This window comes from Pseudomonas sp. A-RE-22 (assembly GCF_019956035.1).
Classification (GTDB): domain Bacteria; phylum Pseudomonadota; class Gammaproteobacteria; order Pseudomonadales; family Pseudomonadaceae; genus Aquipseudomonas; species Aquipseudomonas brassicacearum.
In genome coordinates, this window is the sequence record NZ_JAHBCZ010000006.1 from 1 (window position 1) to 13,220 (window position 13,220).

The following is a 13,220-nucleotide window of genomic DNA, read 5'->3' on the forward strand; positions in this document are numbered from 1 at the left end:
AAGGGCCGCATCGCCTGAATTGTGATTATGGGAATCCCCTTCAGACTTGCATAGCCCAGAGCTGTGGGAGCCTCGCTGTCCCTGGAAAAGATGGCTAAATAAATCATCCAAGACAGTTGCTCCCACACTGGCTCTGTGCTGTGCCGGGGTTCTGAGCCCTGGCACAAAATCCTGTGGGAGCGAGCTTGCTCGCGATGGCGGTAGGTCAGTCGCCAGTGTTCGCCGTTGTTCAGCGTTGTTTCAAGCGGTCGATCACCACCGCCAGCAGCAGGATCGAGCCGCGGATGACGTATTGGTAGAAGGTGTCGATGTTCTTCAGGTTCATCGCGTTTTCGATGATCGCCAAAATCAGCACGCCTGCAATGACGTGGCGAATCATGCCGATGCCACCGCTCAACGACACCCCACCTAGCACGCAAGCCGAGATCACGGTCAGTTCGAAGCCCTGGCCGATCATCGGTTGGCCCGAGGTCATGCGCGATGCCAGGATCACCCCGGCCAGGGCGCCGATGACGCCATGCACGGCGAAGATGATGATCTTGGTGCGATCAACGTTCACCCCCGCCAACAACGCCGCTTCCTGGTTGCCACCGATGGCCATGGTATTGCGCCCATAGGTGGTGTAGTTCAGCAGCCAACCGAAAAACAGGAAGCAGGCGATGGTGATCAGGATCGGCACCGGTACGCCGAACAATTGGCCGTTGCCGAACACGAAGAACGATTCCTGCGACACCCCCACCGCTTTGCCGTTGGCAAAGATGTAGGCCAGGCCGCGGACGATCTGCATCGTCGCCAGTGTGGTGATCAAGGCGTTGACCCGCAGCTTGGCGATGACGATGCCGTTGATCAGGCCGACGATCAGCCCCATCACCAGCGCCGCACTGACGCCGAGGAACACGCTGTTGGTGTCGCGCATCACCACCGCCGCGACCACGCCGGCACAGGCAATCACCGAACCGACCGACAAGTCGAAGTGCCCGGACGCCAGGCAATACAACATGGTGCAGGCCGCGATGCCGGTGGTGGAAATCGCCAGGCCCAGCCCGCGCATGTTCAGCGGCGACAGGAAGTTGTCGATCATCAGGGTGCAGAGCACGAAGATGCCGATGGCCGCCAGCAGCATGACCCAGTCATCCAGGAAACGGCGCAGGTCCAGGGGTTTGCGTGCCGTTGGCAGTGCATTGTTTTGAATGGTCATGATTTACCTCTCAGTTCGCCGCGTCGGCAACGCGTTGGCGCGGCAGCGCCAGTTGCAGCAGATTGGATTCGTTGGCCTGGTCACGCGGCAGCTCGCCGCGCATGGCCCCTTCGCAGAGCACCAGGATTCGGTCGGAAATGCCCATCACTTCCATCAGGTCGCTGGACACCACAATCACCGCGATACCGTCGGCCGCCAGGTTGTGGATAATCTGGTAGATCTCCGCCTTGGCGCCGATGTCGATGCCACGAGTAGGCTCGTCCAGCAGCAGGACTTTCATCGGCATCGACAGCCAGCGACCAAGAATCGCCTTCTGCTGGTTCCCGCCGGACAGGTACATGATTTTCTGGCTGGCCGCCGGCGTCTTCACTTTCAGCGACTTGATCTGTTTGTCGGCATTACCCCGCTCCCAGTCGCCACGCAACAGGCAGCCAAGTGTGGAATGAGACGGACGCGCACTGATGTTGATGTTCTCGCCCACACTGCCCAACGGGATGATGCCTTCCTTCTTGCGATCCTCCGGGCAGAGCAGAACGCCCGCGGCGATGGCATCCCGTGGAGAACGTAGTTTCAGCTCCTTACCGTGCAGGACCAGGCTGCCCTCGCGCTGGCGCTCCAGGCCACTGAGCAAGCGAAAAAGCTCCGTACGACCGGCGCCGACCAGCCCGAACAAGCCGAGGATCTCGCCCTTGTGCACCTGGAAACTCACCGGTTCGCGCAAGCCCGGCCCCAGCAGGCCCTTCACTTGCAGCGCCACATCGCCGCGCTCCCGAGGACGGTAATCATAGATGTCCTGGATATCGCGACCGACCATGCACGTGACGAGTTGATCATGGGTCAACTCGCTCATGTTCTCGAAGGTCCGCACGTAACGACCGTCCTTGAACACCGTCACCGCATTGCAGATGCGGAACACCTCCTCCATGCGGTGGCTGACGTAGAGCACCACTTTGCCCTCGTCCCGCAGTCGACTGATGATCGCCATCAAACGGTCGATTTCACGGGCCGACAGGCTACTGGTGGGTTCGTCGAAAGCAATGACGTGGGCGCCACGGGACAAGGCCTTGGCGATTTCCACCAGTTGGCGCTGACCGAGGGACAGGCGCCCGACCTTTTCCTGCGGGTCGATTTCGTCGGCCAGGCCCTTGAGCAGCGTCAGCGCCTGCTGGCGCAGCACACCACGATTGACCAGGCCGAAACGCGCCGGCAAATGGCCGAGAAACAGGTTTTCAGCGACGGTCATTTCCGGCACCAGGTGCAGCTCCTGGTGAATCACTGCCACACCACTGGCGATGCTGTCAGCGGTGCCTTTGAACGCCATCGTCTGTTCGCCGATCTGCAAGTCGCCGCTGCTCGGGATGTAGGCACCGCCCAGGATCTTGAGCAGCGTGGACTTGCCGGCGCCGTTTTCACCCATCAAGGCATGGACCTGCCCCGGATGGGCAACGAAACTGATATTGGCCAGCGCCTGCACGCCGGGAAAGGACTTGCCGATCCCGTTGAATCGCAAGCTGCCGCCGATGTTGTGTTGCCGTGTCGCTGTTTGCGCTTGCATAACCACCTCGAACTTACAGAGATCAAGCGACCCCGCCACTCATGTGACCAGGGCCGCTTTTGAATCAACCGGCCGTCAGTTCCACAGGCCGATTTTTTCCAGCTCTTGCTTGAAGTTCTCCCGGGTGATCAGCGTCACCTCGTCCATGGCGGTGTACTTCGGCGGCTCCTTGCCGGTGGTGATCCACTCGTACATCATTTCGGCGGTCTTGTAGCCTTCGATGTGCGGGCTTGGCAGCATCGAACCGAAGAAGCCGCTGTTAGGCTTTTTCAGCTCACCGATAGCGTCAGTGCCGTTGATGCCGATGCCGATCACATTGGCCGCCTTGAACCCGGCGGCTTCGGTGGCGCGCACGCCGCCCAGCACGGTGTTGTCATTCATGCCACCGATGATCAGGTTTTTCGCGGCGCTTGGCAGTTTCACCAGGGCCGAGTTGGTGGAGTCCATGCTGCCGGGTACGTCGAGGGTTTTCAGGGCGGCGAAGAGGATGTGGTCTTTCGGGATACCGGCCTCCTCAAGGGATTTGACCGAACCGTCGGTGCGCTTCTTGCCAGTGTCCAGTTCGTTGTAGGTGTTGATCACCGCATAGGTTTCTTTCCAATCCCAGCCGCGTTTTTTCGCTTCAGCAGCCATGGCGGCGCCCTGTTTCTGGCCCACCTCGAATGCGGCCATGCCCAGGTACGGCACGTCTTCCATGAACTTGCCGCTGGCGTCGACGAAACGGTCGTCCACGGCAATCACCTTGAGATCGTTGAGCTTGGCCTTGGCCATGATGGCCGGGCCGAGGGATACGTCCGGCGGGCAGATCACGAAGCCCTTGGCCCCGTTGGCGGCAAGGCTGTCGATGGCCGAAAGGGTTTTCTCGCCGTCGGGCACGGCGATCTTGATCAACTGGAAGCCTTTATCCTTGGCCGCCTTCTCGGCAAACGCCCATTCGGTCTGGAACCAAGGCTCCTCGGCCTGCTTGACCAGGAAACCAATTTTTACCGCATCGGCCGCCAGCAAGTGGCTGCTGAGGCTGACCGCGGTAACCGCCAGGGCGGCGCGACACAGGGAACGGATCCCACGACGATGTTTCATAGTTGACTCCTTGTTTTTTTTATTGAAAGCCAAACGTCCAGGTTTCTGCTCCACCGTCGGTGGAAATGCGCAGGCTGGGCGGTTACAGCAAGTTGCTACACAGCATAGGCCTGAATAGTCATATCGTATGATGATTGGATTACAGGCGAAGTTTCCCACTGCAATCCAGGAATATTCAGTCGTGGTACATGACCGAACGTCCCCCATCGATGGTGATGCATGAGGCATTGATAAACGGTGCTTCGTCACTGGCCAGGAACACGGCCGTCATTGCCACTTCGATCGGTTGCCCGACACGCCGTGGCGGGTGCAGATCCAGCGCACGCTGGCGTTCGGCATGGGGATCGGCAAAGCCGTTCCAGTAGTCGACGTTCAGTTGGGTTTCGATATAACCCGGGGCGATGGCGTTGACGCGTACCCCTTTGGGCGCGTATTCGATGCCCAGGGCGCGAGTCAGGCCAAGCAGGCCATGCTTGGCCACCGGGTAAGGGAAACAGCCGGGAATGATGTGGGACGAATGGACCGAGGCAATGTTGATGATGCTGCCCACGCCCTGCTCGATCATCTGTGGCAACACCGCCTTGCAACCGTACCAGGCGCCATCCAGGTCGATGGCGAAGCAGCGGCGCCAGTCCTCTTCGGTCATTTCCAGCGGGTCGCGGAAGACATTGACGCCGGCGCAGTTGACCAACACATCGATGCGACCGTGCAGCTCGACGGCGCGCCGGGCCATGGCCTGCAAGTCCTGCGGCTTCGACACATCGGCCTGCAGCGCTTGCACGTCGGCCCCACGTTCACGCCAGTGGGCGGCCACCGCCTCGACCTTCTGCGCCTGGATATCACTGATCACCAACCGGGCCTGTTGCGACGCGAACGCCGCGACGATGGCCTCGCCAATGCCTTGGGCGGCACCGGTCAACAGCACGACCTTGTCTTTCAGGCGCTCGCCCTTCGGTGGCTCTGGCACGGGTGGCAAGACCAAAGGCTCAGCCATGGTTCAAGCCTCCTGCGCGCGGGCACGACAAAAACCGGGCATCCACGGATGACCGGCGCAAAGGCGCTTGAAAGAACAGTGGCCGGCGTACGCCGCCGGGGCGTACGGGGAAAGATCGTTGCATCACTTCACCTGTTTTGTTTTTTTAGTGTGAGTGCGTATTGCCGATGGAGCCGACTATAAACCCGCCTGCCAAATAATCTCAATATATATATTTACATCCCATATTTTGGGATTCAACCTGCAAACCTTGTACACGCCACGCCAGGCACATCGACACGCATCGACAGCACGGCACCATCGAGCGGATGACCCGATGGGCTCGCCGCGCTGGTGATGTACAACGTCTTGAGGTCTTCGCCGCCGAACACACAACTGGTCGGGCGGCTGACAGGCAGTTCGATCACCCGATCGACCTGGCCGTCCGGGCTCAGCCGCAGCAGGCAACTGCCGTCCCAGCGGGCGTTCCAGATATAGCCCCGGGCATCCATCGCCGAGCCATCCGGGCCGCCACGGGGATGGGGGCCGAACCAGACTTCGGCAGGCGCCAGGTTGCCCTCAGGGTAGATAAAGTGCCGATACAACGTGCCATCCAGGCTATCGCCGAAATACACCGTGGTGCCATCGGGGCTCCAGAGCAAGGTGTTCGGAATGCCCAGCCCGCGCAGCAAGGGCATGACCCGACCATCACCGGCGACGCGAAACAGCCCGCCGGAGCGCCGCTCGATCGGCAAGTCCTCGCCTTCGTCACCGATATTGTTCTGCATGGTGCCGAGCCACAGTTGACCCTGGCCATCGCAACGGGCCTCGTTGGGACGATTGCCTGGCTGGGGATCGGCCATGCACAGCAGCGTCAGGCGCGGTTCCAGGCCCGGAGAATCGAGATCGAGGCGGTAGACACCACTGCTCAGGGTCACCAGGGCGTCGCCACTCTGGGTTGGAATGAAAGCGGACACATGCTCGGGCATCTGCCAGATCTGTACGTTGGCGCCGATCAGCCGCAGTGCCTGCTTGCCGGCGATATCGACCCAATACAACGCCTGGGTCGGCTCGTCCCAGAAGGGCCCCTCGCCCAACTTCGCCCGGTGTTCCGTCACAGCCGTCCACTTCATTGAAACCTCCCGTTCCCGGCTTGTCCGGCAGCGTCTGTTCGACCGGCCATGACATTGGGGTAAAAGCGTTTGATGGCCAGGTCAGCGTTATCGATCAGGGTCATGCAGGCCCAGACGCCACGCGCCGCGTCACGAGCGGCGATGGCGTCGGCGATGTCCTTGTGGATGGGCAAGGTGCGGCGCAGTTCATCCGGGTCGGCCGCCGATACTTCGAACGACACCGCCAGCAGCGCACCGAGGGCCGGGACCATTTGCTCGATGAACTGATTATGGCTGGCGGCCAGGATGCACTCATGGAAAAACTGGTCGGCACGGTTGTAATCGGCACCGCTGTCCACGGCTCGCTCCAGCGCATGGTAGGCCAGGCGGATCGCCTGCACCTGATCGGCCGTGGCCCGCTCGCAGGCCCAGCGCACCGCCATCGGCTCGATGGTGCGACGCAGGTCCAGCAAGTCATCGACAAAATTTTCCGGCAGGCCGCTGCGTGACAGCCAGCCAACCACTTGGGGGTCGAACAGATTCCAGCGCCGCACCGGCAGTACCCGCGTGCCGACTTTCGGTCCGACTTCCAGCATGCCTTTGGCCACCAGGGTCTTGATCGCCTCGCGAATCACTGTGCGACTGACGCCCAGTTGCTCGCCCAAGTCCGCTTCGACCTTGATGGTTTGCCCAGGCTTGACCTGGCCGGCGGCTATCCAGCCCCCCAGCCAATCGACGGTCGATGCATGAAAACTGCTGGACATGAAAACCCCGCGGGCCACTCTTATTGGAGGCCCACGCTAATCATCATATGATTGGGTGTCAATTTGAATTTTACTTGGCCACTGTGGGAGCGAGCCTGCTCGCGATAGCGGTGGGTCAGTGGAGAATGAGGTTGGATGCGCCGGCGCCTTCGCGAGCAAGCTCGCTCCCACAGGGTTTACGGTTCCAGGCCGATAGGGAAGAACTCGCCGCCGCTCCACACGCCCAACCAGCGCTGCCCGTCGATCTCGCGGCTGACCGCCAGCTCCACCAGTTGGTAAAACACATTGCGATGGATCAGTGCTTCGAGATTGCTGCGCACATGCACGTAGGGCGCGGGTTCCTGGGTCTGGGGATCGATCACCACCCGCAGCGGATGCTCGGCACCGGCCTCGGTGGTTTCCTCGACATTGGTGGTGAAGCGCAACAACTGCCCTTCCCCCTGCCCTTCGACCTCAAGGGTCACGGCCACGAACGGCGCGTCATCGACCTTGATGCCGACTTTTTCCACAGGGGTAATCAGGAAGTAATCATCGCCGTCGCGGCGGATGATGGTAGAGAACAACTTGACCATCGGCTTTCGCCCGATGGGCGTACCCAGGTAGTACCAGGTGCCGTCCCGGGCGATGCGCATGTCAATGTCGCCGCAGAAGTCGGGATTCCACAAGTGGACCGGCGGCAGGCCTTTGGTCTTGGGGATCTGCCCCAGCAAATCATTGGCTTTTTGCGGTCCGCTCATGGTGACTCCTGATTATTTATTCGTCGCTCATCCCCAGCAGGCTGCGGGCATATTCACGCAAAGGCGTGGCGATGAGGTCTTGTGGCTGCTTGTCGTGCAACGTCAGTAAACCGCCACGACTCTTGATCCGTGCAGTATCAATCAAATACTGGGTGCTGGTCTCGATCAACATGATTTGAATCACGCTGGTATCGACACCCAGGCGATCCAAGGCTTCTTCATCCTGCCATTCGTCAGTGTTGCCGATGCGGTTGTCAGCCTTGGCGAAGCGGGTGTACAGCAAATAATGGGCACCGGCGGAGCGGGCTTCACCCATGGCCTGGTCGAGGCCCTCGGGAACGCGGGCGCGACGGACCATGGGGAAATATTCGATGAAGCCATTGAAGGCCTCTTCGGCCACGACGTTGGGACGCGGGTAAGCACTGCCTGGCGGAGCAAAGGCGCCCTGGGCGATGTAGATGAACGAGTCGGGCTGAATACGCAGGTTGTTCACACGACGGCTGTCGCTATGGTCCAGCAGGCCGGCGTCGCTCATGTGATAACGAACGCCCTCTCCCATGTCGCTGACATTCATGCAGCCACCAAGCGCCAAAACGGCCAGCAGCAAAACCAGGCTACGCATCCTACCCTCCAAAAAACCGGTGTCGGAAAACCGGCGAATGGTCGTGGGATGCAGCTTTTGCGCCAGCTCATCGAGATGGGGGTCAGATGTATCCAAGTGAATGGAAAATTGCTATCGCGGGCAAGCCTTGCTCCCACAAGTACGACGCTTATCATGTGGGAGCAAGGCTTGCCCGCGATAGCAATAGATCAGCCGCCGATGATTTTCATGATGGTCGCGCCGCCGGAGAATGCCACTTCCTGCTTGTCCCCCAACGCCTTGACCAACAAGCGCTGAAGCGCCGGCAATGCCTGGTGACGGGGCTTGTCCAGCAGGTCGCCGACGAAGTGACGGTTGCTCGACGACAGGCAGCCATGCAGCCACCCAGTGGAAGACAACCGCAACCGTGAGCAGGTACGGCAGAAAGGCACGCTTTCGTTGGCGATCACGCCAAAGTGACCCAACCCCGGTATCTCATAGCGCACCGCAGTGGCATCCACCGGCGCATCGGCTTGCAGGTATTCGTACTGATCGCCGATCAGGCTGAGCAATTGCTGGAGGCTGACGAACTGCTGCAGGAAGGCGTTGGAGTCGCTGGCCAGGTGTCCCATGCGCATCAACTCGATGAAACGCAACTCATAGCCACGTTCCAGGCAGTATTCGAGCAAAGGCATCACCTGGTCCAGATTCTGCCCGCGCAACGGCACCATGTTGACCTTGATCTTCATCCCGACGGCCCGAGCCTGTTCCATGCCGCCGAGCACGGTCGCCAGGTCGCCGCCACGGGCGATACTGCGAAACGCGGCGGGGTCCAGGGTGTCGAGGGAAACGTTGATGCGACGGATACCGGCGTCTACCAGCAACGGCAGTTTTTTCGCCAGCAACTGGCCATTGGTGGTCAGGCTGATGTCCTCCAGGCCCATCTGCCCCACCGCCGTCATGAAACGCTCGAGCTTGGGGCTGACCAACGGTTCGCCGCCAGTGATGCGCAGCCGCTCGATGCCGGCGGCCTCGATCAGATAGGCCACACCACGCGCCATGGCCTCGGCCGACAGTTCATCCTGCGCAGCCACCAACCGCTTGCCATCAGGCACGCAATAGGTACAGGCGTAATTGCAGGCTGAGGTCAGGCTGATCCGCAGATTACGGAAACGCCTGCCTTGACGGTCAACGATCATGGATCACTCCGGCACAAGAAAAATCGGACTCGCGAAAATTGACCTAGAAATCAAGATTTCGCAAGACCCAAGCCTGAGTATATTACTGGGACACTGCGCCATGTAAGCGGACATGGCGCAATAAGGCAGCTGAATGTCTTGGCCCGTGCGGCCTTAGCTGCTAGGGACGTCGGTATCGCGCTTGCGCTTGTTGCCCATGCGCACGCCGATGTCCATCAGGAACTGGAAGAAACCTTCCTGATCTTCCAGCACGTTGCTCCAGAACGGCGAGTGATACAGCGCCACCGCACCGTGCACCAGCGCCCAGGCAGCACAGTAATGGAAATAAGGCGGCACGTCTTCAAGCTTGCCTTCGCTGATCCGGCCCTTGATCAGCAGGGTCAGGCGTTCGAAGTTCGAGGCGCGGATCTTGTGCAACTCCTCGACCATCTCCGGCACCTGGTTGCCCTTGACCACCTTCTCTTCCAGGCGATCGAACAAGCGGTAGCGCTGCGGGTCGCGCATGCGGAACTCGAAGTAGGCCCGGGACAGGGCCTCCTTGTCCTTGTCCACATCGGCCGAGTGCAGCAGCTCGTTCAAATCGCGCTCGTAGTCGAGCATCAGGCGCAGGTAGATCTCCGCCTTGGATTTGAAATGTTTATAAATCGTGCCTTTGCCGATACCCACGGCATCCGCAATCATCTCGACGGTGACACTGTCTTCACCCTGATCGAGGAACAACTTGAGCGCGGTGTCGAGAATTTCCTGCTCGCGGCGGCGAAACTCACGGACCTTACGGGGTTCTTTGTGCATAAGAAAAAGGTCTGAAGGGTCAAAATTCGAAGCCGGGTATTATGCCTAACTTACGCAAAAATGCACGGATCATCCGTTCTCGGCCACTGTTCTTCACAAAACCGTACACACCCGGCTCACCGTTTCTCACGCCAATGCGCCGTGCCTGCGAGCTTTGGCGACAGTGAGAACTTATCCGAAGCGAGCGTATTCCAAATTTGTTTAAAAACCGCCCCGGCCAGACTGGACGGGTTGGCATACTGATCAATACTTGAACTGTCGGCGCGACATCTCCCCCAAGTGACGCGCTGATGAAGGTACCAACGGACCGCGTACCTTTGTTTTACTCCTAATGGTCTTAACCCGGATTCACCCCCCAGAACCCGGGTTTTTTTTGCATGGAATTCAGGCTTGCGCCGCCCGCACATGAGCCAGCGGAAACAATTGCTTAAAATTCTCCGTCGTCTGCTCGGCAAACCGCTCGTAGGACTCACCGCGCAGCATCGCCAGGAACTCTGCCACTTCCCGTACGTATTGCGGAAGGTTCGGCTTGCCACGATAGGGAATGGGCGCCAGGTAAGGCGAGTCGGTCTCCACCAACAGCCGATCAGCCGGCACTTTGCTGGCAACGTCGCGCAATGCATCGGCATTGCGGAACGTGACAATCCCGGACAAGGAAATGTAATAGCCCATGTCCAGGGCGGCCTTGGCCATGTCCCAGTCTTCGGTGAAGCAATGCAGCACCCCGGCCTGGGGCAGCGCGGCGTCACGCAGCAAGGCCAGGGTGTCGGCCCGGGCGCCACGGGTGTGGATGATCACCGGCTTGCCGGTTTGTCGGGCGGCCTCCAGGTGCAGCCGGAATGACGCCTGCTGCACGTCAGCGGCTTGCGGTTCGTAGTGATAGTCCAGGCCGGTTTCGCCGATGGCGACCACCCGTGGATGGTCCAGCTCACGCAACAACCAATCGAGCGCCGGCGCAGCGTCGGGCTGGACATCCAGCGGATGAACACCGACCGAACAATCGACATCGGCATAACGTTCGGCCAGGGCCTTGACGTCGGCGGCGTTGTCGGCGCTGACGCCGATGCACAGGAAATGACCGACACCCCGTTCACGGGCCGCGTCCAGCGCAGCATCCAGGGAGCCGCCATGGGCAGCGAGGTCGAGACGGTCAAGGTGACAATGGGAATCTACAAGCATAAAAGGCCGGGCTACATCGTATGGGTGGGACGGTCGGACTTCAGGGAGCCGGCCAAGTGGGTTTCGATCTGATTGCGGGCGGAATTGTCGCCGTCGCTGAATTGCACACCGACGCCGGCGGCCCGATTGCCCTGGGCGCCTTTGGGCGTCATCCAGATCACCTTGCCGGCGACCGGGATCTTTTCCGCTTCATCCATCAGGCTCAAGAGCATGAACACTTCATCGCCCAAGCGATAATTCTTGTTGGTCGGAATGAACAGGCCGCCGTTCTTGATGAAGGGCATGTAGGCGGCGTAGAGCACCGACTTGTCCTTGATGGTCAGGGACAGGATACCGTTGCGTGGCCCGGGACTGACAGGTTCGTTCATGCTGATCTCCGCTGCGATTGAGCTGAGTTTAGTGTCCTGTATCACAGGACACTAGGCCGTGTCTGTCAGTTTCGACCAGGCAAACTCGCCCACTGCACCAACAGCGCCTCGAGCAACAGCACCCGATTGAGGTTCGCTTTGCCCAGCACCTTCTGACGTTGGGCAAGAATCCAGTCCTGAATGTTCAAGATTTTATCCTGGCTGCTTTTTTGCGCCAGGTACTGGATCACCTTGCGCATGTCCGCCAACCCCAGGCCAGCCTCATCCTCGGTCAATTGGTAACGCAGGATCAGGCTCGACCAGTCGCAGAACCAGTCAAACAGCAAGAGCAACGGGATCGCGTTCCAACCCTCGGCCAGTTGCGTGGGGGATTGCTGCTGCTTGAGCAGTTTCTTGACCCCCTCCACCACCAAGGCCCGCTGCTCCCGCACGCCCTGGGCCTGAAGGCTGACAGCCGCCAGGGGCGAGCCGGCCGCCAGGGTCAGCAACTCGACACGCTCTTCGTCGCTGCTGTCGGGCAAGGCCTGGGCCAGCCACTGTAAGCTCATCGCCTCGCTCGGCAGCGGGCAGGCCTGTTGCACGCAGCGACTCTTGATGGTCGGCAGCAAGCGACTCGGCTGGTGGCTGACCAGTAGCAACACGGTGTCGCCGGAAGGCTCTTCAAGACTTTTGAGCAAGGCGTTGGCGGCGTTGATGTTCATCGACTCGACCGGCTCGATCAGCACCACCTTGCGCCCGCCCATCTGCGAGGTCTGGACCACGAAGCTGACCAGGTCCCGAACCTGGTCGACCTTGATCGCCTTGTCCGCCTCTTCCGGTTCCAGCACGTAATTATCGGGATGGCTGCCCGCCTTGAGCAGCAGGCAGGACTTGCACTCGCCGCAGGCATTCGAGACACCCGGGCGCTGGCACAGCAGGCTGGCCATCAGGCGCTCGGCCAGTGCCCGCTTGCCGATGCCGGCCGGGCCGTGCAACAGATAGGCATGGGCATGCTGGGCACGACCGGCCAGTTGCTGCCAGAGGCCGTCTTGCCAGGGATAGGCTTCAGCCACGGACACGCTCCAGCAAACGCGGCAGCAAGCCGTCCAGGGACTGTTGGACCTGGGTCAGCGGTTGCGCGGCATCGATCAGCAGGTAACGCGCCGGATCGGCCTTGGCGCGACTCAGGAAGGCATTGCGCACGGCATTGAAGAAAGCCTGGCCCTCAAGCTCGAAACGATCCAGGCGGCCACGGGCACTGGCGCGGGCCAGGCCGATTTCCACCGGCAGGTCGAACACCAGGGTCAGGTCTGGCCGCAGGTCACCCTGGACGAAGGCTTCCAACGCGGCGATGCGCTCCACGGACAAGCCCCGGCCGCCGCCCTGGTAGGCATAGGTCGAATCGGTAAAACGATCGCAGAGCACCACCGCGCCACGGGCCAGCGCCGGGCGAATCACCTCGGCCAGATGCTGTGCCCTGGCGGCGAACACCAGCAACAGCTCGGTGTCGGGGTTCATGACCTCTTCAATGGGCGCCAGCAGCACCTCGCGAATTCGCTCGGCCAGCGGCGTACCGCCCGGCTCACGGGTCAACACCACCTCGATGCCAGCGGCCTGCAGGCGTTCGGCCAGGTATTCGCGATTAGTGCTCTTGCCGGCGCCTTCCGGGCCTTCCAGCGTTATAAACAAGCCAGTCACAGGCGA

The 13,220-nt window shown here is 60.7% G+C and carries 14 protein-coding genes; all 14 read right to left on the minus strand.

The annotated features are described in order from the left end of the window. Positions 1 to 229 precede the first annotated feature (229 nt). The gene (gene araH / locus KGA89_RS03485) at positions 230 to 1,198 is read right to left on the minus strand and encodes an L-arabinose ABC transporter permease AraH (protein ID WP_003204223.1); all 969 of its coding nucleotides are present in this window, start codon (positions 1,196 to 1,198) and stop codon (positions 230 to 232) included. Between the two features lie 10 nt (positions 1,199 to 1,208). Next, positions 1,209 to 2,753 (minus strand): L-arabinose ABC transporter ATP-binding protein AraG, encoded by a 1,545-nt coding sequence (araG, locus tag KGA89_RS03490; protein ID WP_003204225.1) that lies wholly within the window; start codon positions 2,751 to 2,753, stop codon positions 1,209 to 1,211. A 75-nt stretch (positions 2,754 to 2,828) separates the two neighbouring features. Beyond that, on the minus strand, positions 2,829 to 3,833 hold the full coding sequence (locus tag KGA89_RS03495) for a substrate-binding domain-containing protein (RefSeq protein WP_003204227.1): 1,005 nt from the start codon (positions 3,831 to 3,833) through the stop codon (positions 2,829 to 2,831). A 175-nt stretch (positions 3,834 to 4,008) separates the two neighbouring features. Then, positions 4,009 to 4,827 (minus strand): SDR family oxidoreductase, encoded by an 819-nt coding sequence (locus KGA89_RS03500; protein WP_024616941.1) that lies wholly within the window; start codon positions 4,825 to 4,827, stop codon positions 4,009 to 4,011. A 236-nt stretch (positions 4,828 to 5,063) separates the two neighbouring features. After that, positions 5,064 to 5,939, minus strand: coding sequence for an SMP-30/gluconolactonase/LRE family protein (locus tag KGA89_RS03505; protein ID WP_223470623.1), 876 nt, complete (start codon positions 5,937 to 5,939; stop codon positions 5,064 to 5,066). Further along, positions 5,936 to 6,682 (minus strand): FadR/GntR family transcriptional regulator, encoded by a 747-nt coding sequence (locus tag KGA89_RS03510; RefSeq protein WP_003204233.1) that lies wholly within the window; start codon positions 6,680 to 6,682, stop codon positions 5,936 to 5,938. Before KGA89_RS03510 ends, KGA89_RS03505 begins: the two co-directional genes overlap by 4 nt. Positions 6,683 to 6,858: 176 nt before the next feature. Further along, the gene (locus KGA89_RS03515; protein ID WP_013693990.1) at positions 6,859 to 7,419 is read right to left on the minus strand and encodes a DUF1285 domain-containing protein; all 561 of its coding nucleotides are present in this window, start codon (positions 7,417 to 7,419) and stop codon (positions 6,859 to 6,861) included. A 16-nt stretch (positions 7,420 to 7,435) separates the two neighbouring features. Further along, positions 7,436 to 8,041 carry a DUF4823 domain-containing protein gene (locus KGA89_RS03520; protein ID WP_003204236.1) on the minus strand — a complete coding sequence of 202 codons (606 nt, stop codon included), beginning with the start codon at positions 8,039 to 8,041 and terminating at the stop codon, positions 7,436 to 7,438. A 188-nt stretch (positions 8,042 to 8,229) separates the two neighbouring features. Continuing rightward, a complete protein-coding gene (locus KGA89_RS03525; protein ID WP_223470624.1) occupies positions 8,230 to 9,198 on the minus strand; it encodes a GTP 3',8-cyclase MoaA in 969 nt (322 codons plus the stop codon). A 153-nt stretch (positions 9,199 to 9,351) separates the two neighbouring features. Continuing rightward, positions 9,352 to 9,990, minus strand: coding sequence for a TetR/AcrR family transcriptional regulator (locus KGA89_RS03530; protein WP_003204240.1), 639 nt, complete (start codon positions 9,988 to 9,990; stop codon positions 9,352 to 9,354). A gap of 384 nt (positions 9,991 to 10,374) precedes the next feature. Beyond that, a complete protein-coding gene (locus KGA89_RS03535; protein ID WP_223470625.1) occupies positions 10,375 to 11,169 on the minus strand; it encodes a TatD family hydrolase in 795 nt (264 codons plus the stop codon). A gap of 11 nt (positions 11,170 to 11,180) precedes the next feature. Continuing rightward, on the minus strand, positions 11,181 to 11,537 hold the full coding sequence (locus KGA89_RS03540; protein WP_003204243.1) for a PilZ domain-containing protein: 357 nt from the start codon (positions 11,535 to 11,537) through the stop codon (positions 11,181 to 11,183). A 65-nt stretch (positions 11,538 to 11,602) separates the two neighbouring features. Then, a complete protein-coding gene (locus KGA89_RS03545; RefSeq protein ID WP_003204245.1) occupies positions 11,603 to 12,589 on the minus strand; it encodes a DNA polymerase III subunit delta' in 987 nt (328 codons plus the stop codon). Beyond that, complete coding sequence (gene tmk / locus KGA89_RS03550) at positions 12,582 to 13,214, minus strand: dTMP kinase (RefSeq protein WP_003204247.1); 633 nt, start codon at positions 13,212 to 13,214, stop codon at positions 12,582 to 12,584. The genes KGA89_RS03545 and tmk overlap by 8 nt, the downstream gene beginning before the upstream one ends. Positions 13,215 to 13,220 lie beyond the last annotated feature (6 nt).

Bases quoted from the DNA above. Each gene is read 5' to 3' on its own strand.
- KGA89_RS03535 (WP_223470625.1), bottom strand. From the start codon at position 11,169: ATGCTTGTAGATTCCCATTGTCACCTTGACCGTCTCGACCTCGCTGCC.
- KGA89_RS03505 (WP_223470623.1), bottom strand. From the start codon at position 5,939: ATGAAGTGGACGGCTGTGACGGAACACCGGGCGAAGTTGGGCGAGGGG.
- araH (WP_003204223.1), bottom strand. From the start codon at position 1,198: ATGACCATTCAAAACAATGCACTGCCAACGGCACGCAAACCCCTGGAC.
- KGA89_RS03525 (WP_223470624.1), bottom strand. From the start codon at position 9,198: ATGATCGTTGACCGTCAAGGCAGGCGTTTCCGTAATCTGCGGATCAGC.
- KGA89_RS03540 (WP_003204243.1), bottom strand. From the start codon at position 11,537: ATGAACGAACCTGTCAGTCCCGGGCCACGCAACGGTATCCTGTCCCTG.
- KGA89_RS03495 (WP_003204227.1), bottom strand. From the start codon at position 3,833: ATGAAACATCGTCGTGGGATCCGTTCCCTGTGTCGCGCCGCCCTGGCG.
- KGA89_RS03530 (WP_003204240.1), bottom strand. From the start codon at position 9,990: ATGCACAAAGAACCCCGTAAGGTCCGTGAGTTTCGCCGCCGCGAGCAG.
- KGA89_RS03510 (WP_003204233.1), bottom strand. From the start codon at position 6,682: ATGTCCAGCAGTTTTCATGCATCGACCGTCGATTGGCTGGGGGGCTGG.
- araG (WP_003204225.1), bottom strand. From the start codon at position 2,753: ATGCAAGCGCAAACAGCGACACGGCAACACAACATCGGCGGCAGCTTG.
- KGA89_RS03515 (WP_013693990.1), bottom strand. From the start codon at position 7,419: ATGAGCGGACCGCAAAAAGCCAATGATTTGCTGGGGCAGATCCCCAAG.
- KGA89_RS03520 (WP_003204236.1), bottom strand. From the start codon at position 8,041: ATGCGTAGCCTGGTTTTGCTGCTGGCCGTTTTGGCGCTTGGTGGCTGC.
- KGA89_RS03500 (WP_024616941.1), bottom strand. From the start codon at position 4,827: ATGGCTGAGCCTTTGGTCTTGCCACCCGTGCCAGAGCCACCGAAGGGC.